The organism is Streptomyces sp. NPDC047043 (assembly GCF_040644055.1).
Lineage (GTDB): Bacteria > Actinomycetota > Actinomycetes > Streptomycetales > Streptomycetaceae > Streptomyces.
The window spans coordinates 110955-133379 of sequence record NZ_JBEYVO010000022.1; the positions used below are offsets into that span (position 1 = coordinate 110955).

18 protein-coding genes and 1 pseudogene are annotated in these 22425 nt (G+C 71.2%); 11 read left to right on the plus strand and 8 right to left on the minus strand.

Annotation, left to right across the window (positions count from 1 at the left end):
* Nucleotides 1-80: 80 nt before the first annotated feature.
* From ABZ880_RS31775 to ABZ880_RS31800, 6 genes are all read left to right on the plus strand, one after another.
* Nucleotides 81-1217, plus strand: coding sequence for a CaiB/BaiF CoA-transferase family protein (locus ABZ880_RS31775; RefSeq protein ID WP_361269757.1), 1137 nt, complete (start codon nucleotides 81-83; stop codon nucleotides 1215-1217).
* Nucleotides 1214-2356 (plus strand): acyl-CoA dehydrogenase family protein, encoded by a 1143-nt coding sequence (locus ABZ880_RS31780; protein ID WP_361269759.1) that lies wholly within the window; start codon nucleotides 1214-1216, stop codon nucleotides 2354-2356. Before ABZ880_RS31775 ends, ABZ880_RS31780 begins: the two co-directional genes overlap by 4 nt.
* Nucleotides 2357-2400: 44 nt before the next feature.
* Nucleotides 2401-3615 (plus strand): acetyl-CoA C-acetyltransferase, encoded by a 1215-nt coding sequence (locus tag ABZ880_RS31785; RefSeq protein WP_361269762.1) that lies wholly within the window; start codon nucleotides 2401-2403, stop codon nucleotides 3613-3615.
* 50 nt (nucleotides 3616-3665) lie between these two features.
* Nucleotides 3666-5840: a 3-hydroxyacyl-CoA dehydrogenase NAD-binding domain-containing protein gene (locus tag ABZ880_RS31790; RefSeq protein ID WP_361269764.1), complete on the plus strand. Its 2175-nt coding sequence runs from the start codon at nucleotides 3666-3668 to the stop codon at nucleotides 5838-5840.
* Between the two features lie 153 nt (nucleotides 5841-5993).
* The gene (locus ABZ880_RS31795; protein WP_361269767.1) at nucleotides 5994-7622 is read left to right on the plus strand and encodes a thiamine pyrophosphate-binding protein; all 1629 of its coding nucleotides are present in this window, start codon (nucleotides 5994-5996) and stop codon (nucleotides 7620-7622) included.
* A gap of 79 nt (nucleotides 7623-7701) precedes the next feature.
* Complete coding sequence (locus ABZ880_RS31800; protein WP_361269770.1) at nucleotides 7702-8442, plus strand: IclR family transcriptional regulator; 741 nt, start codon at nucleotides 7702-7704, stop codon at nucleotides 8440-8442.
* 330 nt (nucleotides 8443-8772) lie between these two features.
* Here ABZ880_RS31800 and ABZ880_RS31805 read toward each other — a convergent pair whose 3' ends face one another.
* The 3 genes from ABZ880_RS31805 to ABZ880_RS31815 are packed head-to-tail and all read right to left on the minus strand — an operon-like array spanning nucleotide 8773 to nucleotide 12368.
* Nucleotides 8773-10242 carry a sugar ABC transporter ATP-binding protein gene (locus ABZ880_RS31805; protein WP_361269772.1) on the minus strand — a complete coding sequence of 490 codons (1470 nt, stop codon included), beginning with the start codon at nucleotides 10240-10242 and terminating at the stop codon, nucleotides 8773-8775.
* A gap of 1 nt (nucleotide 10243) precedes the next feature.
* Nucleotides 10244-11308, minus strand: coding sequence for a sugar ABC transporter substrate-binding protein (locus ABZ880_RS31810; RefSeq protein WP_361269776.1), 1065 nt, complete (start codon nucleotides 11306-11308; stop codon nucleotides 10244-10246).
* A 34-nt stretch (nucleotides 11309-11342) separates the two neighbouring features.
* Entirely contained in the window at nucleotides 11343-12368 is a 1026-nt protein-coding gene (locus ABZ880_RS31815; RefSeq protein WP_361269779.1) for an ABC transporter permease, read from the minus strand.
* Between the two features lie 157 nt (nucleotides 12369-12525).
* On the opposite strand from ABZ880_RS31815, the gene ABZ880_RS31820 reads away from it, so the two are divergent.
* Nucleotides 12526-13251, plus strand: a complete 726-nt coding sequence (locus ABZ880_RS31820; protein WP_361269781.1) for an SDR family oxidoreductase — start codon at nucleotides 12526-12528, stop codon at nucleotides 13249-13251.
* On the opposite strand, the gene ABZ880_RS31825 is transcribed toward ABZ880_RS31820, so the two are convergent.
* Nucleotides 13228-13941 (minus strand): MerR family transcriptional regulator, encoded by a 714-nt coding sequence (locus tag ABZ880_RS31825; protein WP_361269784.1) that lies wholly within the window; start codon nucleotides 13939-13941, stop codon nucleotides 13228-13230. The genes ABZ880_RS31820 and ABZ880_RS31825 overlap by 24 nt on opposite strands.
* 329 nt (nucleotides 13942-14270) lie before the next feature.
* Between ABZ880_RS31825 and ABZ880_RS31830 the strand changes: the two are divergent.
* Both ABZ880_RS31830 and ABZ880_RS31835 read left to right on the plus strand, forming a co-directional pair.
* A pseudogene (locus ABZ880_RS31830) lies at nucleotides 14271-14769 on the plus strand (Appr-1-p processing protein).
* Nucleotides 14766-15683: a PfkB family carbohydrate kinase gene (locus ABZ880_RS31835; RefSeq protein ID WP_361269786.1), complete on the plus strand. Its 918-nt coding sequence runs from the start codon at nucleotides 14766-14768 to the stop codon at nucleotides 15681-15683. The pseudogene ABZ880_RS31830 and the gene ABZ880_RS31835 overlap by 4 nt, the downstream one beginning before the upstream one ends.
* Here the strand turns inward: ABZ880_RS31835 and ABZ880_RS31840 are convergent.
* The 3 genes from ABZ880_RS31840 to ABZ880_RS31850 form a co-directional block, all read right to left on the minus strand.
* The gene (locus tag ABZ880_RS31840; protein ID WP_361269788.1) at nucleotides 15665-16096 is read right to left on the minus strand and encodes a hypothetical protein; all 432 of its coding nucleotides are present in this window, start codon (nucleotides 16094-16096) and stop codon (nucleotides 15665-15667) included. The two genes, ABZ880_RS31835 and ABZ880_RS31840, sit on opposite strands and share 19 nt — an antisense overlap.
* A gap of 16 nt (nucleotides 16097-16112) precedes the next feature.
* A complete protein-coding gene (locus ABZ880_RS31845; protein WP_361269790.1) occupies nucleotides 16113-16244 on the minus strand; it encodes a hypothetical protein in 132 nt (43 codons plus the stop codon).
* A 244-nt stretch (nucleotides 16245-16488) separates the two neighbouring features.
* Complete coding sequence (locus ABZ880_RS31850) at nucleotides 16489-17982, minus strand: M1 family metallopeptidase (RefSeq protein WP_361269793.1); 1494 nt, start codon at nucleotides 17980-17982, stop codon at nucleotides 16489-16491.
* 210 nt (nucleotides 17983-18192) lie between these two features.
* On the opposite strand from ABZ880_RS31850, the gene ABZ880_RS31855 reads away from it, so the two are divergent.
* Together ABZ880_RS31855 and ABZ880_RS31860 are read left to right on the plus strand one after the other, a co-directional pair.
* Nucleotides 18193-20160: a Xaa-Pro dipeptidyl-peptidase gene (locus ABZ880_RS31855; RefSeq protein ID WP_361269796.1), complete on the plus strand. Its 1968-nt coding sequence runs from the start codon at nucleotides 18193-18195 to the stop codon at nucleotides 20158-20160.
* Entirely contained in the window at nucleotides 20157-21401 is a 1245-nt protein-coding gene (locus ABZ880_RS31860) for a M14 family metallocarboxypeptidase (RefSeq protein WP_361269798.1), read from the plus strand. The genes ABZ880_RS31855 and ABZ880_RS31860 overlap by 4 nt, the downstream gene beginning before the upstream one ends.
* A gap of 9 nt (nucleotides 21402-21410) precedes the next feature.
* On the opposite strand, the gene ABZ880_RS31865 is transcribed toward ABZ880_RS31860, so the two are convergent.
* Nucleotides 21411-22373: an FAD-dependent oxidoreductase gene (locus ABZ880_RS31865; protein WP_361269801.1), complete on the minus strand. Its 963-nt coding sequence runs from the start codon at nucleotides 22371-22373 to the stop codon at nucleotides 21411-21413.
* Nucleotides 22374-22425: the final 52 nt, after the last annotated feature.

Here is a 22425-nt window from a genome sequence, read left to right on the forward strand (position 1 = left end):
CGTTCAGGTCTTGTGTCCAGTGGAACAGGTTCTTAGCATCACTGGTGTTACATCAGTTGTGTCACGCCAATGGGGGCTGCATGACAACGGCAACGACGCCAGGACAGGGCCCGCTGACCGGCGTGCGCGTACTCGAGCTGGCCGGTATCGGACCGGGCCCGTTCGCCGCCATGCTCCTCGCCGACCTCGGCGCCGACGTCGTGCGCGTCGACCGGCCCGGCGGCCCGGGTCTGGCGATCAACCCCGAGTACGACGTCACCAACCGCAACAAGCGCTCGGTGATCATCGACCTGAAGGCCCCGGACGGCGCGGCCCGCGTCCTCGACCTCGCCGAACGCGCCGACATCCTCATCGAGGGCTACCGTCCCGGCGTCGCCGAACGGCTCGGCATCGGACCGCAGGCCTGCCACGCCCGCAACCCTCGGCTCGTCTACGGCCGGATGACCGGCTGGGGCCAGGAAGGCCCGCTCGCCCAGCGCGCCGGCCACGACATCGCGTACATCGCCCTCACCGGCACCCTCGGCATGATCGGCAGCCCCGGCGAGCCTCCACCCGCCCCCGCCAACCTCCTCGGCGACTACGCGGGCGGCTCCCTCTACCTCGTCGTCGGGGTCCTCGCCGCCCTGCACCACGCGCGCGCGGCCGGCATCGGCCAGGTCGTCGACGCCGCGATCGTCGACGGCACCGCCCACCTCTCGGCGATGATCCACGGCATGCTCGCGGCCGGTGGCTGGCAGGACCGGCGGGGCGCCAACCTCCTCGACGGCGGCTGCCCGTACTACGGCACCTACGAGACGGCCGACGGTCAGTACATGGCGGTCGGGCCGCTGGAGCCGCAGTTCTACGACGAGTTCGTACGACTCCTCGACCTGCAGGAGCACGCCGAGGCCCGCAAGGACTGGACCCGCTGGGGCGACCTGCGCGAGGCCGTCGCCGCCCGCTTCAAGTCCCGCACCCGGGACGAGTGGACGTCCGCCTTCGACGGCACGGACGCGTGCGTGGCCCCCGTGCTGTCGCTGCGCGAGGCCCCGCAGCACCCGCATCTCGCCGGCCGCGGCACCTTCACCGACCACGGCGGCATCACCCAGCCCGCGCCCGCACCCCGCTTCTCCGCGACCCCCACGGCCGTACGGACCGGCCCCGCGCAGCCCGGCGCCGACACCACCGACGTGGCACGCGACTGGGACGTGCCCGACCTCCTGAAAGGCCTTGAATGAAGCGGCAGATCTTCGCCCCCGAGCACGACGCGTTCCGCGAGACGGTGCGCGCCTTCCTGGCCAGGGAGGTGCTGCCGTACTACGAGCAGTGGGAGAAGGACGGCATCGTCTCCCGCGAGGCCTGGCGCGCGGCCGGCAAGCAGGGATTGCTCGGGCTCGCCGTGCCCGAGGAGTTCGGGGGCGGCGGCACGTCCGACTTCCGCTACGCCACCGTGCTGGCCGAGGAGTTCACGCGCGCGGGTGCGCCCGGGCTCGCCCTCGGCCTGCACAACGACGTCATCGGCCCGTACCTCACCGGCCTCGCCACCGAGGAGCAGAAGCGGCGCTGGCTGCCGGGCTTCTGCGACGGTTCGATCATCACCGCCATCGCCATGACCGAGCCCGGCGCCGGCTCCGACCTCCAGGGGATCCGTACGCACGCCGAGGACCGCGGCGACCACTGGGTGCTGAACGGCTCCAAGACGTTCATCTCCAACGGGATCCTCGCCGACCTGGTGATCGTCGTTGCGAAGACGACCCCGGAGGGCGGCGCGCACGGTCTGTCGCTGCTGGTCGTCGAGCGCGGCACGGAGGGCTTCGAGCGCGGTCGCAACCTCGACAAGATCGGCCAGAAGGCGCAGGACACCGCCGAGTTGTTCTTCCGCGACGTGCGCGTGCCCAAGGAGAACCTGCTGGGCACGCTCAACGGCGCCTTCGTCCATCTGATGACCAACCTCGCGCAGGAGCGCCTGAGCATCGCCGTCTCCGCGATCGCCGCCGCCGAGCACCTGCTGGAGATCACCACCGACTACGTCAAGGAGCGCGAGGCCTTCGGCCGGCCGCTCGCGACCAAGCAGCACATCCGCTTCGAGATAGCCGAGATGGCCACCGAGTGCGCCGTCACGCGCGCGTTCATCGACCGCTGCGTCGAGGACCACTCGGACGGGCAGCTCGACGCCGTGCACGCCTCCATGGCCAAGTGGTGGGCGACCGAGCTGCAGAAGCGGGTCACCGACCGCTGCCTCCAACTGCACGGCGGCTACGGCTACATGACCGAGTACCCCATCGCCCGGGCCTTCACCGACGGCCGTATCCAGACCATCTACGGCGGAACCACCGAGATCATGAAGGAGATCATCGGCCGTTCCCTGCTCGGCTGAGGCCCCTCCCGCTCGGCCCACCCTCATCCCCGAAAGGCTTTCCAGTGAGCACCGAAGCGTACGTGTACGACGCGATCCGCACCCCGCGCGGCCGCGGCAAGGCGAACGGCTCCTTGCACGGCACCAAGCCCATCGACCTGGTCGTCGGACTCATCCACGAGATCCGCGACCGCTTCCCGGGCCTCGACCCGGCCGCGATCGACGACATCGTGCTCGGCGTCGTCGGACCGGTCGGCGACCAGGGCTCCGACATCGCCCGCATCGCCGCGGTCGCCGCCGGACTGCCGGACACGGTGGCCGGCGTACAGGAGAACCGCTTCTGTGCGTCCGGTCTGGAGGCCGTCAACATGGCCGCCGCCAAGGTCCGTTCGGGCTGGGAGGACCTGGTCCTGGCGGGCGGCGTGGAGTCCATGTCCCGGGTGCCGATGGCCTCGGACGGCGGTGCCTGGTTCAACGACCCGATGACCAACCTGGCCGTCAACTTCGTGCCGCAGGGCATCGGCGCCGACCTGATCGCCACCATCGAGGGCTTCTCGCGCCGCGACGTCGACGAGTACGCGGCGCTCTCGCAGGAGCGGGCGGCCACGGCACAGAAGGAAGGCCGCTTCGACCGCTCCGTCGTCCCCGTGAAGGACCGCAGCGGCCTGGTCGTCCTCGACCACGACGAGTTTCCGCGCCCGGGCACCACCGCCGACTCCCTCGCCAAGCTGAAGCCGTCCTTCGCGGACATCGGCGACCTGGGCGGCTTCGACGCCGTGGCGCTGCAGAAGTACCACTGGGTCGAGAAGATCGACCACGTCCACCACGCGGGCAACTCCTCCGGCATCGTCGACGGCGCCTCGCTGGTCGCCATCGGCTCCAAGGAGGTCGGCGAGCGCCACGGCCTCACCCCGCGCGCGCGGATCGTCTCCGCCGCGGTCTCCGGATCCGAGCCGACGATCATGCTCACCGGCCCCGCGCCCGCCACCCGCAAGGCCCTCGCCAAGGCCGGGCTGACCATCGACGACATCGACCTCGTCGAGATCAACGAGGCCTTCGCGGCGGTCGTCCTGCGCTTCGTGCGCGACATGGGCCTGTCCCTGGACAAGGTCAACGTCAACGGCGGTGCGATCGCCCTCGGCCACCCGCTGGGCGCCACCGGCGCCATGATCCTCGGCACGCTCGTCGACGAACTGGAGCGCCAGGACAAGCGGTACGGCCTCGCGACCCTCTGCGTCGGCGGCGGCATGGGCATCGCCACCGTCGTCGAGCGCATCTGAACACCCGGCGGAACCAAGAGACTTCAGAGACTTCTACGGAGACCCTCGTCATGACTCAGAGCACCACCATCCGCTGGGAACAGGACCGCACCGGCGTCGTCACCCTCGTCCTCGACGACCCGAACCAGTCCGCGAACACCATGAACCAGGCGTTCCGCGACTCCCTCGCCGTGATCACCGACCGGCTGGAGGCCGAGAAGGACTCCATCCGCGGCATCATCTTCACCTCCGCCAAGAAGACCTTCTTCGCCGGCGGCGACCTCCGTGACCTCATCCGGGTCACCCCGGAGACCGCGCAGGACCTCTTCGACGGCGGTATGGCGATCAAGCGCAACCTGCGCCGCATCGAGACCCTGGGCAAGCCCGTCGTCGCCGCGATCAACGGCGCGGCCCTGGGCGGCGGTTACGAGATCGCCCTGGCCTGCCACCACCGGGTCGCGCTCGACACCTCCGGCACCAAGATCGGCTGCCCGGAGGTCACCCTCGGCCTGCTCCCCGGAGGCGGCGGCGTGGTCCGTACGGTCCGCCTGCTGGGCATCGCCGACGCGCTGCTGAAGGTCCTGCTCCAGGGCACCCAGTACAACGCGCAGCGCGCCCTGCAGAACGGCCTGATCGACGACGTGGCCGCCACCCCGGACGAACTGCTCGCCAAGGCGCGCGCGTTCATCGACGCCAACCCCGAGTCGCAGCAGCCCTGGGACAGGCCCGGCTACCGCATCCCGGGCGGCACCCCGGCCAACCCCAAGTTCGCGGCCAACCTGCCCGCCTTCCCGGCCAACCTGCGCAAGCAGACCAACGGCGCGCCCTACCCGGCCCCGCGCAACATCCTCGCGGCGGCGGTGGAGGGCTCCCAGGTCGACTTCGAGACCGCGCAGGTCATCGAGGCCCGCTACTTCGTGGAGCTGGCGGCCGGCCAGACCTCGAAGAACATGATCCAGGCGTTCTTCTTCGACCTCCAGGCCGTCAACTCCGGCGCCAACCGGCCGACGGGCATCGAGCCCCGCCAGGTCCGCAAGGTCGCCGTCCTGGGTGCCGGGATGATGGGCGCGGGCATCGCCTACTCATGCGCCCGCGCCGGCATCGAGGTGGTCCTCAAGGACGTGTCGGCGGAGGCGGCGGCGAAGGGCAAGGCCTACTCCGAGACGCTCTGCGCCAAGGCGGTGTCCCGGGGCCGTACGAGCCAGGAGAAGGCGGACGCGCTGCTGGCGCTCATCACGCCGACGGCCGACCCCGCCGACGTCGCGGGCTGCGACGCGGTCATCGAGGCCGTCTTCGAGAACCCGGAGCTCAAGCACAAGGTCTTCCAGGAGATCCAGCACATCGTCGAGCCGGACGCGCTGCTGTGCTCCAACACCTCGACCCTGCCGATCACCGCGCTGGCCGAAGGCGTCGAGCGCCAGACCGACTTCATCGGACTGCACTTCTTCTCGCCCGTCGACAAGATGCCGCTCGTCGAGATCATCAAGGGCGAGCGCACGGGCGAGGAGGCCCTGGCCCGCGCCTTCGACCTGGTCCGGCAGATCAAGAAGACGCCGATCGTGGTCAACGACTCCCGTGGCTTCTTCACCTCCCGCGTGATCGGCCACTTCATCAACGAGGGCGTCGCGATGGTCGGCGAGGGCATCGAGCCCGCGTCCGTCGAGCAGGCGGCGGCCCAGGCCGGCTACCCGGCGAAGGTGCTCTCCCTGATGGACGAGCTGACGCTCACCCTCCCGCGCAAGATCCGCAACGAGTCCAAGCGGGCCGTCGAGGAGGCGGGCGGCACCTGGCCGACGCACCCCGCCGAGGCCGTCATCGACCGCATGGTCGACGAGTTCGGGCGCACCGGGCGCAGCGGGGGTGCGGGCTTCTACGAGTACGGGGAGGACGGCAAGCGGACAGGCCTGTGGCCCGGGCTGCGCGAGCACTTCACGCGCGCGGGCGCCGAGATCCCCTTCGAGGACATGCAGGAGCGCATGCTCTTCTCCGAGGCGCTCGACACGGTCAAGCTCCTGGAGGAGGGCGTCCTGACATCGGTCGCCGACGCCAACATCGGTTCCATCTTCGGCATCGGCTTCCCCGGCTGGACGGGCGGCATCCTGCAGTACATCAACGGCTACGAGGGCGGCCTGCCGGGCTTCGTGGCACGCGCGCGTGAGCTGGCCGAGCGCTACGGGGAGCGGTTCGAGCCGCCCGCGCTGCTGGTGGAGAAGGCGGAGAAGGGGGAGCGGTTCTCGGACGCGTGACGGTCGGGGGTCCCGGCGGTGAGGGCGGCGGGGTGAGACCCGTCGCAGGCGCGTCGTATCGCTCAGCGACACGGCCCCCTTGCCCGCCCGGCCGGGGCCCCGCACGCTGATCGGCGAAAGGCTCGCACGGTCGCCGTCCCCGAGGAGCCCCCCATGGGATACCGTCCCGCCCTCGCCGTCCTGCACATCCTGCGCGGCGAGGGCGTGGACCGCGTCTTCGGCAACCCAGGCACCACCGAACTCCCTTTCCTGTCCGCGCTGGCGGACGCCCACGGCAGCCCCGAGTACGTGCTCGGCGTCCACGAGGGCGCCGTCGTCTCCATGGCCGACGGATACGCCCGCGGCACCGGACGGCCCGCGTTCGTGAGCCTGCACATCGCCGCCGGGCTCGCCAACGGGCTCATCGGCCTGCTCAACGCCCGCCGCTCCCGCACCCCCCTCGTCGTGACGGCCGGCCAGCAGCACCGCCGCCACCTCCAGCAGGACCCCATGCTCTCCGGCGACCTCATCGGCCTGGCCACGCCCGCGGTGAAGGCGACGTACGACGTCCAGCACGCCCACGACCTGCCGCTCGCCCTGCGCCGCGCCTTCGCCCTGGCCGTACGACCGCCCGCCGGACCGGTGTTCCTCTCCGTCCCCATGGACGTGCTCGGCGAGGAGACGGAGGTCGAAGTCCCGGCCCGCACCCCCGCACCCCCACCCGCACCGGCCGCCGGCCTCGAACGCGCCGCCCACCTGCTCGGCGCGGCCACCCGCCCGGCGATCGTCGCCGGCGACGGCGTGGGCCGCGAGGACGCCCTCGGCGCGCTCGTGCGTACGGCGGAGGCGTGCGGCGCGGTCGTCCACCACCAGCCGATGGCCGACTGCCTCGACTTCCCCACCACACACCCCCTCTACGCCGGGATGCTGCCGCCCCGCCACGACGCGATCCGGGCCGCCCTCGCCGAGTACGACACCGTGCTCATCGCCGGAGCGCACGCCTTCACACCGCACCACTACACGCCCGGCCCCGCGCTGCCGCCCGGGCTCACCGTGGTCCAGCTCGACTCGGACCCGCACGAGATCGGCCGCAACTTCCCGGCGGCCGCGGGGCTCGTGGGCGCGCTCGCCCCCTCCCTCCACCGCCTGTGCGAGCTCCTGCGCGACCGCGTCCCCGCCCACACCGCCAAGGCCCGCATCCTGCGCGCCGGCGAACGCCACACCGCCGACCGCGCCCGCGCCGAGTCCGCCGCCCGCGCCGCCTACTCCCCGGCCCCGCTCGCCCCCTGGGCCGCCGCCCACGCCGTCGCCCGCGGCCTGCCCCCCGACGCGGTGGTCGTCGAAGAGGCCATCACCGTCGGCCTGTTGCTCCGCCGCCTCGTCCGCCTCGACCGCCCCGGCAGCTACCTGCACACCGTCGGCGGCGGCCTGGGCTGGGGCATCGGCGCCGCCGTCGGCCGCTCGCTCGCCGAACCCGGCAGGCCGGTGGTGGCCGTCCTCGGCGACGGCTGCACCCTGTTCGGCCTGCAGGGACTGTGGAGCGCGGCACGTCAGGCGGTCCCCGTCCTGTTCGTCGTCATGAGCAACGGCGCCTACCGCACCCTCCAGGACACCTACGAGGCGACGGGCGGCACGGGCGTCTGCCCCGGCACCGACCTGGGACAGCTGGACTTCACCCAGGCGGCCCGCTTCTTCGGCGTCGACGCGGTCCGCGCGGCCGACGCCGACCATCTGCGCGAACTGGTCGCCGGGGCAGGCGAGTTGACCCGGCCGCTGCTGGTCGACGTACCGCTCAGGCAGTGATCGTCGGGGCCTGCGGCGCGCCGGATTCACAGTCGCCCACGCCTTGTCACCCGCCCGCGCGAGCGACCACCATCGATCCATGACGGACGGGCAGCTGCCGAAGTCGGTGCTTGCGCGCGGGGTGCTGCTGCTGCGTGCCTGCGGCGACTGCGACACCGCCCTCAGCCTCAATGAGCTGGCCCTGTGCACGGGGCTGCCGAAGCCCACCGCGCACCGGCTGCTCGGTGAACTGGTCCGGCTCGGTCTGGTCGAGCGCACCGAGGAGGGCAGCTACCGCATCGGGCTCGGGCTGTTCGTGCTGGGCCAGGCGGCGCCGACCGTGCGCGAACTGCGCGACGCGGCCCTGCCGTACCTCGGCGACCTGCACGAGCTGACGCAGGAGAACGTGCACCTGGCCGTCCCCGACGGTGCCGACACCCTCTTCCTGGAGAAGGTCACCGGCCGCCGCGCCACCCCGATCGTCTCCCGCACCGGAGGCCGGCTGCCCGCCCACTGCACCGCCACCGGCAAGGTCTTCCTCGCCCAGGACCCGCGCCCGCCGCACCGCACGCTGGCCCGCCTCACCCCGCGCACCCTGGTCCTGCCCGGCCAGCTCGCCCGCGACCTCGCCCTGACCCGCGCCCGCGGCTACGGCGTCAACCTGGAGGAGGCCGAGGTCGGCATCTCCGCGGTCGCCGCCCCGATCTACGCCCGCGACCACGGCCCCCGCCCCATCGCCGCGATCTCCGTCACCGGCGGCACCCGCCGCCTCGACGTCGACCGCGTCGGCGCCCGGGTGTGCGCGGCGGCGAGAGCCCTGACCCGCAAACTCTCCGCCTGACTCACGTCCGCCTCGTCACCCCCGCTCGGGCACCGTCTGCTGCATCGCCACCGCCTGGCTCTGCGTGGGGTGCGCCCGCCTGGTTTCCGCGCGCAGTCCGCCCGCTTGACTCGGCACAGCCGTTCGCGGACACCGCTGTCGCAGGCCCCCGCGCCGCGCACGGGCGCCCGGCGTCACCCCGACTCGGGCCCCAAGTGCTGCATGCCACCGCCTGGCTCTGCGTGGGGTGCGCCCGCCTGGCTTCCGTGCGCAGTCCGCTCGCCTGGCTCGGCACAGCCGTTCGCGGACACCGCTGTCGCAGGCCCCCGCGCCGCGCACGGGCGCCCGGCGTCACCCCGACTCGGGCACCGTCTGCTGCATCGCCACCGCGAGCGCATGCTCCGTCAGCCGCTCCCCGTGCACCTCCCCGGTGATCCGCCCGCGTACGAACACCAGCACCCGGTCGCACACCTCCGTCAGTTCCGCGAGGTCGGTCGACGCGATCAGGACAGCCGCGCCGCCCGCCGCCAACTCGCCCACGATGCGGTGCATTTCGGCCCGTACGCCGACGTCGACGCCCCGCGTGGGATCGTCGAGCACCACGATCTTCGGCTCCGTCGCCAGCCACTTGGCGAAGACGACCTTCTGCTGGTTGCCGCCGGAGAGGCGGGCCACGATGTCGTACGGGCCGCCGCGCAGCCGTAGCCGCCCGGTCAAGTCGGCCGTGCGGCGCACCAGTTCGGACCGCGAGGGCAGCACGCCGCCGCGGCCCAGCGCCAGCCAGCTCACCGCCGTCGTGTTCTCCCACACCGCCCGGTCCACCATCAGCCCGTACCGCTTGCGGTCGCTCGGCACGAAGGCGACGCCCGCCCGGATTGCCTCCCGAAGCGAGCGCGGCAGCCCGCGGCCCGCGACGTCCACCCGCCCCGCCGAGATCGCCGAACGCCCGCACACCACCTCCAAGGCGCTGAGATGCCCCGCTCCCTGCAGCCCGGCGACCCCGACCACCTCGCCCGCCCGCACGGTGAAGGTCACGTCCCTGAGCTCACCGGGCACGCTCACCCCGGACAGCACCACCGGCGGCGGCAGGTCGACGACCGCGCGTTTCCGGCGCGCCGGCTGCTCCGGGCGCCCGCCCAGCATCGCCGTGACCAGCTCGGGCACGTCGACCTCCGTGCGGCGCACCCCGGCCAGCGCGACCCGCCCGTCCCGCAGGACCGTCACGCGGTGCGCGAACCGCATCACCTCGTCCAGGAAGTGGGTGACGTACAGGACGGCGATGCCCCGCCCGGTGAGGGTGCGCAGGACCCGTTCGAGCCGGTCGACGGCGGCGGCCGGGAGCGCGGAGGTCGGCTCGTCGAGGATCAGCAGCCGGGGGCTGCGCAGCAGTGCCCGCGCGATCTCCGTCAACTGCTGGTCGGCGAGGGGGAGTTCACCGAGCTCCAGACCGAGGTCCAGGTCCAGGCCCAGCTCGGCGAGGACCGGACGGGCCGCGCGGTCCATCGCACCCCGGTCGAGCATTCCGAAGCGCCGCGGCGGCCCGGTCGGGAAGAGGTTCTCGCGGACGGTCAGATCGGGGAACAGGCTCAATTCCTGGGAGACCACGGCGATCCGGGTGTCCCGGGCCGACCGCACCGCCCCCTCGTCCGCCGCCAGCGTCCCCGACAGGATCCGTACGAGCGTCGACTTGCCCGCGCCGTTCTCCCCGACCAGCGCGTGCACCTCGCCGCCCCGCAGCCGGATGGCGGCCCCGTCCAACGCCCGTACGCCGCCGTACGACTTGACCAGGCCCTGCGCCACGAGGATGTCGCCGTAGGTCATCTCAGCGGGCGTCCGTCAGGGGCTTGATGTTGGCCTTCTGGTCACCGAGGAGCTTGTCGATGGTCGGCTTGTACCAGTCGTAGGCCGCATCGGAGGACTTCTGGCGGGCGATGATCTCGTCGATGTTGGAGGAGTCGACGACGCCGCCGGGGGAGAGGAACCAGCCCTCGGGCAGCTTGCCGTCCTTGTTGCGGACCGAGTCGATCAGTATCGCCGTGGAGAGATAGCCCTTGAGGAAGTGCTGCGGGTCGACGGTGACGAAGTTCGAGCCGTCCTTCACCGCGTCCAGGGTCTTGGGGTCGACGTCGAAGCCGGCCGACAGCCACTTGCCCTTCTCCGCCTTCTTGATCTTGGCGAGGTTGTAGCTGTCGGCGTCGCCCACACCGAGGAAGGCCAACGCCCTTGGGTGCGCGTTCACTTGAGCCGACCAGGAGCTGTAGTTCTGCCCGGGGTCGCTGTACGTCTGGAAGGGGCCGAGCACCTTGACGTTCGGCGCCTGCTTCTTGAACGTGTCCGCGATGCCCTTCGCCCGGTTGTCCAGCACCGGTGTCCCCGGGTTGGGCACGCCGATGACGATCTGGCCCTTCGGGTCGGAGCCCAGCCGCTTCAGCGCCTCCTTCGCCATCAGCTCGCCGAGCGCGTAATTGTCGTTCCCCACATAGAAGTCGACCTTGCTGCCTTCGGTGGGTGAGGTGTCCAGGGCGACGATGGGGATGCCCTTGTCGACGGCCTGCGCGGCGGGCCGGGTGAAGATCGGCGGGTCGAGGTTCTCCAGGACGATGCCGTCCTTCGCGCGCGCGGTGAGGTTCTGGAACAGCTGCACCTCGGCCGGCCCGTCCGTGTTCGGCGGCCCCACGGCCTTGAAGTTGACGTTCCCCGCATGACTCGCGGCGCTCTCGGCGCCGAGCACCATCTCGTGGGCGAAGTTGAGGGAGATGTTGGCGACCGCGATGCCCATGTTCAGCTTGTCGCCCTTGCCGCCTGGGCTGTTGTCGCCGCAGCCCGCGGCGCCGAGCAGCACCAGAGCGCCGAGCGCCGCGGCGGTCGTACGGAGTCGGGGATGCATCACGGCCTCCAAGAGCCTTGCGCAGGCGGGGTGTTCACTTGCGTCGGCGTCCGGTGCGCCGCAGTGCGCTGTCGGCCGCGACGGCGACGAGGATGACCCCGCCGGTCGCGAACGACGTCCAGTTGATGGGTACTTCGAAGAACACGAGCCCAGAGGCGACGACCGAAAGGATCATCGCGCCGGCCACCGCGCCGACGACCGAACCGCGTCCGCCGGCCAGCGGGGTGCCGCCGATGATGCACGCGGCGATCGCCTGCAGCTCGTAGCCCTGGCCCAGGGTCGGGTCGCCGGCGCCGTAGAAGGCGAGGGCGAGCGCTGCGGCGCACGCCGTGGTCAGCCCGGACAGGGCCAGGGCCTGGACACGGGTGCGGACGACCGGGATGCCGCTGAACGCGGCCGCGTCGGGATTGGACCCGATCGCCCGCACCCGGGCCCCGAAGCGGGTGCGGGCGAGCACCACGGCCAGCACGACGGCCACCACGAGCAGCACCCACAACGCGAAGGGCACCCCGCCCGGATCGCCGCCCGCGACGGTGAAGAACGAGTTGTCCAGCGGCAGATCGGTGATCTGCTTGCCGTCGGCGAGCGCGAGCCCGACGCCCCGGTACAGCATCAGCGTGCCCAGCGTCACGATGAACGACGGCAGCGCCAGCAGCGTCGTCACCAGCGCGTTGAACACGCCCGCCGCGATCCCGGTCACCAGCATCACCGGCACCGCGAGCCACGGATTCAGCCCGCCCCGCACCAGCAGCGCCCCGACCACCAGGCACATCGCATAGGTGCCGCCCACCGACAGGTCGACCTCGCGCATGGCGAGCGCGAAGACCATGCCGCACGCCATCAGCGAGATGTAGACGGAGTTGTGGGCCGTGGAGAGCAGGTTGTCGGTGTCCAGGAAGTCCGGGTACGGGATGCCGATCCCGGCGATCAGCAGCCCCAGCACGAGCAGTACACCCAGCTCGTCCCGCACCAGCCGCGGCAGCGGCCCGATCCGGCGCGGTCCGCCACCCTGATCGCGGGCGCGCTCGGCGTCGTCCACGGCACGCTCGGTCTCGGTCATGCGACACGGCTCCCGTACGGCTGGTGCCAGGCCCGGCTGCGGCCCGTCTTGGCGTCGCCCCGCAGCGTCGGCCCCACGGCCGCGAGCGGCAACAGACTCGTTTCAGCGAGTGAAATGCGCCCTTGTGGAGTGCCTGAGGGGTCATCACACTCGCCCCATGGAGACGCGTACCGCCCTGGTGACCGGAGCGGCACAGGGCCTCGGGCAGGAGTTCGCCGTCGCGCTCGCCGGGCGCGGCTACCGGGTCGCCGGCCTCGATCTCGATCCTCAGTCGGAGACCGCCGGGAAGATCCTCGACTACGTGGAGCTGGTCGGCGACGTCACCGACGAGGAGCAGGTACGGGCCGGACTGGAGCGCGTCATCGACCGGTTCGGCACGCTGCACGTCGTCGTCAACAACGCCGGCGTCTACCCCGCGAAGCCCTTCGAGGAGACCACCGCCGAGGACTGGCGGCGGATCATGCGCGTCAACCTGGAGGCCCCGTTCCTGGTCACGCAGGCCGCGCTGCCGTACCTGAAGGCGGCCGGGTGGGGCCGTATCGTCAACATCGTCTCGGCGGCCGTCTACACCGCGCCGCCCACGATGGTCCCGTACGTCGCCTCGAAGACGGGCCTGATCGGCTTCACCCGCGCGCTCGCCGCGGCCCTCGGCCCGTACGACATCACCGTCAACGCGATCGCGCCCAGCATGGTGCGCACCGCCACCGCCGAGCGGACGGTGGGCGCGGACGGCGGCTTCGAGTTCGTTCGCTCCGGGCAGGTCGTGCCGCGCACCCAGGAGACGTCCGACCTGGTCTCGACGCTCCTGTACGTGGTGGACGAGGGCAGCGGCTTCCTGACCGGGCAGACGCTCAACGTGTCAGGAGGGTCGGCCTTCGTCTGAGGCGGCGAGCCACTGGTGCACCTCTTCCTTCAGCGACCGCTGGAAGGTCGTCAGCAGCGCCTGGACGACGATCGGCTCCATGTGCGCGGACAGGGACTTCACGTCCTGCTCGGCCCGCTCCGACACCTCGCCCCGGAACAGCTGCGACAGCTCGTGCGCCGCGGCCCGTGAGTGCGCGATCAGCACCTTCCGTGCGGCGAGGATCGCGTCCTGGGACAGCGGTACGTCCAGCAGCTGCACGGCGAGCCGCAGCAGGCCCGCGTCGATCCGGTAGGTGTCCCCGTCCGGCCGGACCACGCCCATGGCGGTGAGCCGCTCGACGTCGTCCTCGTCGAGCTGCCGCCCGGCCCGGCGCTGCAGCTCGGCCGCCGTAACCGTCTCGACGCTGTCGGGAGCCCAGGAGGCCACCACGGCCCGGTGGATCGCCAGGTCGTGGTGGCTCAGGCCGGGCGGAAGCTGCTCCATGTAGCGCTCGATCGCCGCCAGCGTCATGCCCTGGAGCTGCAGCTCCTCGATGAGCGCGAGCCGGGCCAGGTGCTCGCTGCCGTAGTGGCCCACCCGTCGCGGACCGATCACCGGCGGCGGCAGCAGTCCCTTGGTGCCGTAGAAGCGGACCGTGCGCACCGTGATGCCGGCTCGCGCGGCCAGTTCGTCGATCGTGAGCGTCGGCTCCTCGGCGTCGGTCGTCATGTGCAGCAGTATCGCTGTCACACCAGTACTGCGAAACCCGGTTCGAGGGGCCGGTGGGGCCTGTGAGAAGTCCCGCTCTGTGATCCACGCCATCGCATACGCCCCGGTGCCGGGGGAAGGAACGCGTTGGCCTGCGCCTTCCACCGAACGCGCAGGCCAAGTACATCCCCGGTGATCGCCGCGTTGCTGGTGGGCGGCTGGTACGCGGTCCGTCGCCGGGTCGGCCGCGACGAGGACCGCGAACTGACGGAGCTGACGAAGTAGCCCGCGCGGCCTGGGGGCGCGGACAACCAGGGGCCGTTGTCAGTGGCGGCGTCTACGGTGGCGTCATGTCGGAGATCATCTACATCCGGGGTGACGCCACCGTTCCGTCGGTGAAGGGGGTCAAGGTGATCGCCCATGTCTGCAACGACAGCGAACGACAGCGGGGGCTGGGGAAAGGGCTTCGTCGTAGCCGTATCGCGCCGCTGGCCCGAGCCCGAGGCGGCGTACCGCGCCTGGCACCGCCACCGCGCGGCGAACGACTTCGGGCTGGGCGCGGCCCAGTTCGTGCAGGTCGAGCCGTATGTGTGGGTGGCCAACCTGATCGGGCAGCGCGGGACGCGCACCGGCAGCAAGGGCGTCCCGGTGCGGTACGAGGCGATCGACGCGGCCCTCGCCAAGCTGGCCGACAAGGCGCTGGAGCTCGACGCCTCCGTCCACATGCCGCGGATAGGGTGCGGCCTGGCAGGCGGCAAGTGGTCCCGCGTCGAGCCACTCATCATCGAACGGCTCGTGAAGCGGGGGATCAAGGTCACCGTCTACGACCATGGGGAGAACGGGAGTTGAGCCGTGACACCGACGTCCTCGTGCTCGGCGGCGCGGGCGTCGACACCATCGTGTACGTGCCGGAGCTGCCGCTTCCGTACGCCGACAGCTACATGATCGAGCGCGGCATCCGCACCCGCGCCGGACAGACCGGCGACTTCGTGGCCCTGGGCCTCACGGCCCTCGGCCTGCGCGTCCACCACCTCGACATGCTCGGCGACGACCCCGAGGGCGACCTGGTCCGCGGCCTGCACCGGGACCGCGGCATCGCACTCACCGCCGTCGCCCACCCCGCCGGCACCAAGCGCGCCGTCAACCTCGTCGGCCCCGACGGCAGACGGCTGTCGCTCTACGACGCGAGCCGCACGCTCGGCGAGGACCGCCTGCTCGAGCCCCTGGTCCGCGAGCTGGCCGAAGCGAGCCGTCACGCGCACGTCTCGATCACCCAGCCCTGCGCCGAGGCCCTGCCCGTATTGCGAGAGTCCGGCGTGACCCTCTCGACCGACCTGCACAACTGGGACGGCGAGAACCCGTACCAGGAACCCTTCGCACACGTGGCGGACGTGGTCTTCCTCTCCACGGCCGCCCTGACCGACCCCGAGCGCACCATGCGCCGTATCGCCGAGCAGGGAAGGGCCCGGGTCGTCGTCGCCACGGCCGGCGCCGAGGGCGCGTACCTGCTGACCGACGGCACGATCACCCATATACCGGCGGTGCCACCGCAGACGCCGGTCGTGGATTCAAACGGCGCGGGCGACGCCTTCGCGGCGGCCTTCCTCTTCGGCTGGCTGAACGACGAGCCACCGCACCGCTGTGCGCAGTACGGCACGCTCGCCGGAGCGTACGCCTGCACGGTCCCGTCCACCGAGACCGCCGCCCTTGCCCGCGACGAACTCCTCGCCCGCGCCGCCGACTTCTACGGCAGCCCGCGCTGACGCCGACTGAACGTGACCATGGCCGCCCCCGAGCCCATCACCCACGCGGCAGAGAGGACCAGAACGAAGAGCCACGCCCCGAACCCGGCATCCGGCTTGCTGCTGACCGGCCAGACGAACAGGGCCGCGGGGCCGAGCGCGACGAGAGGGCCCAGCACCCACCAGGTCAGATAAGTACGCGCAATCTCACGGCCGTTGAGCGGCGTCTCCTCCAGCACCGCGAACCGGGTGCTGGATTTGTTGACCGTCCCGGCCGTGGCGTGGACCGTTCTGCCGACCTTCAGCCGATGCCGACGCAGCGGCATCACCGGCAGGTCGAACAGCACACCCCACTCGGTGGCGTAGTGGCTGCCGTCGCGGTTGCGATGGCTGTAACCCAGGTACTTGGTGCCGATCCCGTTCCACGTGGACATCGCGTATCCCCCCCCGTCAGGCCTGTCTGCGCCGAGCCACCAACAGCCCGACCACACCCACGATGGCGACGGGTGAGCCCAGCAGGGTGAACAGCGGTACGCCACCGATCAGGCCGGCGGCCAGCAGCACCGCCCCGACGAGAACCAACGCCCTCCACAACGCCAGACCACTACCGGCGTTCTGCGTTTGTGACACAGTTTCTCCCCCCGCTCCTCGCACACCGTGTCCCCCCGGAGCGATCTCGCATCAGACAGGTGTGCCGCTCAGGACAGGAGCTTCCCAGCCAAGACCACGAACCACGCGTGAAACCGCGTAAATTTTCGACAATCCGCAACGCGCGGGCCCGGGGCAACCGCCCCGGGCCGCACGGCAGTTGCCCTGCCTACACTCGTCAGTGCGCGTGCACGTCGTTCGTCGCCTCGATCTTCTTCCACGACTTCGGCTGCGCGGGCGCCGTCGACGTCTTCGCGATCGAAGCGGAACGCGCCGCCGGGGCGGCCGGCTTCGTCGGCTGGAACAGCCACGTGTCGAAGAGCGCGGACAGCGACTTCCCGGAAACCTTCTCGGCGTACGCCTCGAAGTCGGCGACGGACGCGTTGCCGTACGCGTGCTCCTGCGGCCAGCCCTTCAGGATGGCGAAGAACGCGTCGTCCCCCACCGCGTTGCGCAACGCCTGCACGGCCACCGCGCCCCGGTCGTAGACGGCGGAGTCGAACTGGTTGTCCGCACCCGGGTCACCGGGCTTGACGGTCCAGAACGCGTCGTCGGCCGGATGCGAGGCGTACACATAGTCGGCGAGCTCCTGCGTCGTGCCCTCGCCCTCGTGCTCGGACCACAGCCACTGCGCGTACCGCGCGAAGCCCTCGTTGATCCAGATGTCCTTCCAGCCCTTGAGCGACACGGAGTCGCCGTACCACTGGTGCGCCAACTCATGCACGACCACAGAGGTGTTGGAGCCGTTCGCGAACTGCCGCGGGCTGTAGTACACGCGCGTCTGCGTCTCCAGCGCGTACCCGGTGGTCGTGTTCGGCACATACCCGCCGGCCGAGCTGAAGGGATACGGCCCGAAGTAGCCGCTCAGCCAGTCGACGAGCTCCCCGGTCCGCTCCACGCTCGCCCGCGCGGCCCCGTCGTTGTCGCCGAGGTCCTTGCTGTAGGCGTTGATGACCGGAATGCCACCCTCGGACGTGCTGGTCGTGATGTCGAACCTGCCGACGGCCAGCGTGGCCAGATAGGTCGCCTGCGGTTTGTTCTCCCGCCAGTTGTAGCGGGTCCAGCCGAGCCGTGAACTCGTCGACTGCAGCAGGCCGTTGGAGATGACCTGGGTGCCGTCCGGCACGGCCACCGACACGTCGTAGGTCGCCTTGTCGAGCGGGTGGTCGTTGCTCGGGAACCACCACCAGGCCGCCTCGGGCTCGTCCGCCGCGACGGCCCCGTCCGGGGTGCGGTGCCAGGTGTTGAAGCCGTACGCGCTCTTCGTGGACGGCACCCCGCTGTAGCGGACGACCACGGTGATCGGTGTGCCCTTGGCCAGCGGTGTCTTCGGGGTGACGACCAGTTCGTGCTGGCCCGAGGCCGCGAAGGAGGCCTTGGCGCCGTTGACGCGCACCTCGTTGACGTCGAGCAGGAAGTCCAGGTCGAAGCTCGACAGGTCCTGCGTGGTCTTGGCGAGGATCGTCGCCGTACCCGCCAACTCGTCGGTGGCGGGCTGGTATTGCAGACGCAGATCGTAGTGGGAGACGTCGTATCCGCCGTTGCCGTAGGCCGGGTAGTAGGGGTCGCCGATGCCCGGAGCGCCAGGGGAGTAGCTCGCGGCCGACGCCGGGATCGCCAGCATCAGGGACGCCGCAGCGAGTGCGCCCGGCGCGATGATTCTGCGGTGCACGAAAGCTCCAAGTCGTGGGGGAACGAAGTCTGTTCGGAGCCTATTGAGTCCCTGTGTCCCCGGGCATGTCCATGGCCCCATGTGTCACACGATCGCCATTTGGCCGTCATGAGCGACGCCGTGCCATGCGCCTTATTCGGCCACCCTCGCCCCACCTGGCCTTTTACTGCCCTCTTCTGCACGGGAGTTGACCGATGTAGCGTCCCGCGCATGCCGATACGCATGCGCTTCACGACCTGGAGAACGCTCGCGACGGCGGTCATCGCCGTCCTGATGGCAGCCTTCCTCACCCCGGTGGCGGCCCACGCAGCCCCGCAGAAAACGCGGGAGAGCAGGCCCGTCCACTCCTACGCCGACGCCATCCGCGAGGCCGTATGGGTGGACACCGGACTCGACGGGGACGGCGACGGGAAGACCGACCGAGTCGCCGCCGACATCGTCCGTCCCCGCGAACCCGCCCAGCAGGGCCGCAAAGTGCCCGTCATCATGGACGCCAGCCCCTACTACTCCTGCTGCGGCCGCGGCAACGAGAGCCAGAAGAAGACGTACGACGCGAACGGCAACGTCGTCCAGATGCCGCTCTTCTACGACAACTACTTCGTCCCGCGCGGCTACGCCTTCGTCGGCGTCGACCTCGCCGGCACCAACCGCTCCGACGGCTGCGTCGACGTCGGCGGCCACTCCGACATCCAGTCCGCGAAGGCCGTGATCGACTGGCTGAACGGACGCGCCAAGGCGTACACGACCCGCACGGGAACCGTTCCCGCGAAAGCCGGTTGGACCAACGGCAGGACCGGCATGATCGGCAAGAGCTGGGACGGCACCATCGCCAACGGCGTCGCCGCCACCGGCGTCAAGGGCCTGAAGACGATCGTCCCGATCAGCGCCATCTCCTCCTGGTACGACTACTACTTCGCCAAGGGCGCCCCGCTCTACGACTCCGGCCCGGACTGGCTCTCGAACTACGTCGACAGCCCCGACGCCCGGGCCAAGTGCGCCGCCGTACAGAAGAAGCTCGTCGACGAGGCGCCGCGCACCGGTGACTGGACCTCGCTCTGGACCGAGCGCGACTACGTGAAGGACGCCTCGAAGGTCCGGGCGAGCGTCTTCCTGATCCACGGCATGCAGGACCTCAACGTCCGCACCAAGCACTTCGGCCAGTGGTGGGACGCCCTCGCCAAGAACGGCGTGGAGCGCAAGATCTGGCTCTCCCAGACCGGCCACGTCGACCCGTTCGACTTCCGCCGCGCCACCTGGGTAGACACCCTGCACCGCTGGTTCGACCACGAACTCCTCGGCTACGACAACGGCATCGACCGCGAGCCCATGGCCGACATCGAGCGCCACCCCGACCAGTGGGTCACCTCCCGGTCCTGGCCCCCGCGCGGCACCGCCACCACGACCCTGCGCCCGGCCGCCGGCGCCCAGCCCGGCGTCGGCACCCTCGGCCCGGCCACCGGCTCCGGCATCGAGACCTTCACCGACAACCCGCAGCTGAGCGAGACCGACTGGGCCGCACAGATCGACAAGTCGACCCCCGACAAGGCCGGCTTCGTCACCAAGCCGCTCACCCGCGACCTGCGCCTGTCCGGCTCCTCCAAGGTCACGATCACGGCGACCCCGACCACCCCGACGGCCCACCTCTCCGCCGTCCTGGTCGACCTCGGGTCCGACACGATCCGTGACTACGCCGACGCCGCCGAGGGCATCACCACCCTCACCGACCGCAGCTGCTGGGGCGCGAGCACCTCGGGCGACAGCGCCTGCTTCAAGAACACCCAGGCCAAGAGGGCCGACGTCGACTACACCGTGTTCAGCCGCGGTTGGGCCGACCTCGGCAACTACGCCTCCGACCTCAAGGGCGTCCCGCTCACCCCCGGCAAGGCCTACACCATCACCCTCGACCTCGCCGCCGCCGACCACGTCGTCCCGGCCGGCCACCGCCTCGCCCTGATCGTCGCGGGCACCGACAAGGACCTCATCGACCCGCCGGCCGACAAGCCGACGCTCACCCTGGACCTGTCCCGCACCTCGGCCCGCGTCCCGCTCGTCGGCGGCGCGCCGGCCTTCGCCCGCGCCACGTCCGGCGGCACGGCGTCCGCTGCTCCCTCGGCCACGACCCTGGACGGCGTACGTTCTCCGAACGGCATCCACCGCGTCCCGGAAGGAGCCCGGTGATCCGCGCCTTCACCGCAACGGCGGCCGCCCTGCTCGCCTCCCTCGCCGCGGCACCGGCGGACGCCTCCGAGCCCCCGCCGCGCACCGGCTTCGAGGAGACGAACGGCGCCCGCTGGACCGGCGAGGCCGAGGAGCAGGAGTTCCTGGCGCGCGTCGACAGGGCGAGCGCCAGGGTCTCCGTCGCCCGCATCGGTACGACGAAGCAGGGCCGCCCGCTCCAACTGGCCCGTATCGGCTCCCACTCGGCTCCGAACAAGGTCCTGCTCGTCTGCAGCCAGCACGGCGACGAACCCTCCGGCCGCGAGGCCTGCCTGACCACGATCCGCGACCTGGCCTACACGACGGACCGGCAGACCCGCCGCTTCCTGGACCGCACCACGGTGTTCGTCGTGCCCACCGCCAACCCCGACGGCCGTGCCGCCGACACCCGCGGAAACAGCGACGGCGTCGACGTCAACCGCGACCACCTCGCCCTGCAGACCGCGGAGGCGCGCGCCATGGCCACGGTCCTGCGCGACCAACACCCGGACGTGGTCTACGACTTGCACGAATACACACCCACGCCCAAGTACTACGACAAGGACCTCTTCGACCTCTGGCCGCGCAACCTCAACACGGACGAGACGGTCCACGACGAGGCCGAAACGCTGTCCCAGGAGTACGTCCGCCCCGCCGCCCGGCAGGCCGGCTACACCACCGGCACGTACGGCATCTGGACCGATCCGGTGACCGGCGACCCGATCAAGCAGACCGCCGGTGACGGACAGGAACGCATCCTGCGGAACATGTCCGGTGTGAAGCACTCGGTCGGGCTGCTGATCGAGAGCCGCGTCGACCCGCTGACCGAGGTCGACGAGGCAACCAACAACAGGCGCCGGGTGGACTCCCAACTCGCCGCCCTGGACGGCCTGTTCGACTTCACGGACGAGCACCGCGCACAGGTCGAGACGGCCACCGGCACCGCCCGCCGCGTGGGCTACGCCGACACCGGCCCGATCTACCTCGGCGGCGCCGACAACGACCCGCCCGAACCGTCCGAGGTGATCCAGGACCCGCCCTGCGGCTACCGGCTCACCGACGCCCAGTACACGGAGGTGAAGGACGAACTCGCCCTGCACGGAGTGAAGTCGAGGGGCAGCTACGTCCCTCTCCGCCAGCCCCTGCGGGCCCTGGTCCCTCTGCTCCTGGACGCGCGAGCGCCCTACCACCTCACCTCGGGCGAGCCGGTGACCGACTGCTGAGCCGCACGCTCACCCGGAGGCGGCCGGAACAGCCAGCCCGGCCGCCTCCGTCGCACACCCCCAGGCCACCGTCACCCCACCCCCACCGTGACCGTAGTTGTGCACCAACACCCGCCCGTCCGCGAGCAGTTCACGCTCCAACCGGACCGCGTCCCGCGCCGGCCGCAACCCCACCCGATGCTCCAGCACCCGCGCCCCCGCGATCTCCGGCCGCAGCGCCGCACACCGCCGTACGATCGCCTCGGCCACCGCAGGATCCGGCTCCGTCGACCATGCGTCCTCGTCGGCGGTGCCGCCCAGCAGCAGTCGCCCGGGCTGTGGGAAGAAGTACGCCATCTCCCCGTCGGGGCCGGTGGAGCCGAGCCAGGTGCTGATCCCGGGGTTCTCCACCACGACCAACTGCCCGCGCACGGGGTACACCGAGTCATCCGGCACGAGCTCGCGCGCCCCCAGCCCCGTGCAGTTGACGACGACCGGCGAGTCGGCCTCCCCGAGGCCGCCGACCGAACGCTCCTCGATCACTCCGCCCGCCTTCAGCAACCGCTCCCGCAGCCACGGCAGATGAGTCGACATGTCGATGAGCGGCAGCCGGGCCCAGAGCCCCGACCCTGCGTACTCCTCGGCCGTCGACGCCCGCAGCCCCGGAATCCGCGCGGCAGCCCACGCCGCGTCACTGTCCAGCTCGGTTTCACCCATTACACCTTCGACCATGCGTACGCCGGTCGACTCGGCCCGCGTCGTCAACTTCTCGTACACATCCAGGGATTGCAGCGCCCACTCGCGCGCCCGCGCGATCGGCTCGATGTGGTACGGCCACCACAGCGCGCCCGCAACCGCCGAGGTGGTCCGCTCGACGGGATCCCGCGACCACACCCGCACCCGTACGCCCCGCTCGGCGAGGACGACAGCGGTCGTGAGGCCGATGATTCCGCCGCCGACCACGATGACATCGTTGTTCAGTCCACTCTCCACGTCCGGACCGTAGCGGAATGTCCCATGCCGTGCGCAGATCGCTTCCACTGCG

What these genes read in the sequence shown, in the direction of transcription:
- ABZ880_RS31775 (WP_361269757.1), top strand. Translation starts at nt 81, where the DNA reads ATGACAACGGCAACGACGCCAGGACAGGGCCCGCTGACCGGCGTGCGC.
- ABZ880_RS31780 (WP_361269759.1), top strand. Translation starts at nt 1,214, where the DNA reads ATGAAGCGGCAGATCTTCGCCCCCGAGCACGACGCGTTCCGCGAGACG.
- ABZ880_RS31790 (WP_361269764.1), top strand. Translation starts at nt 3,666, where the DNA reads ATGACTCAGAGCACCACCATCCGCTGGGAACAGGACCGCACCGGCGTC.
- ABZ880_RS31795 (WP_361269767.1), top strand. Translation starts at nt 5,994, where the DNA reads ATGGGATACCGTCCCGCCCTCGCCGTCCTGCACATCCTGCGCGGCGAG.
- ABZ880_RS31800 (WP_361269770.1), top strand. Translation starts at nt 7,702, where the DNA reads ATGACGGACGGGCAGCTGCCGAAGTCGGTGCTTGCGCGCGGGGTGCTG.
- ABZ880_RS31805 (WP_361269772.1), bottom strand. Translation starts at nt 10,242, where the DNA reads ATGACCTACGGCGACATCCTCGTGGCGCAGGGCCTGGTCAAGTCGTAC.
- ABZ880_RS31810 (WP_361269776.1), bottom strand. Translation starts at nt 11,308, where the DNA reads ATGCATCCCCGACTCCGTACGACCGCCGCGGCGCTCGGCGCTCTGGTG.
- ABZ880_RS31815 (WP_361269779.1), bottom strand. Translation starts at nt 12,368, where the DNA reads ATGACCGAGACCGAGCGTGCCGTGGACGACGCCGAGCGCGCCCGCGAT.
- ABZ880_RS31820 (WP_361269781.1), top strand. Translation starts at nt 12,526, where the DNA reads ATGGAGACGCGTACCGCCCTGGTGACCGGAGCGGCACAGGGCCTCGGG.
- ABZ880_RS31825 (WP_361269784.1), bottom strand. Translation starts at nt 13,941, where the DNA reads ATGACGACCGACGCCGAGGAGCCGACGCTCACGATCGACGAACTGGCC.
- ABZ880_RS31840 (WP_361269788.1), bottom strand. Translation starts at nt 16,096, where the DNA reads ATGTCCACGTGGAACGGGATCGGCACCAAGTACCTGGGTTACAGCCAT.
- ABZ880_RS31855 (WP_361269796.1), top strand. Translation starts at nt 18,193, where the DNA reads ATGCCGATACGCATGCGCTTCACGACCTGGAGAACGCTCGCGACGGCG.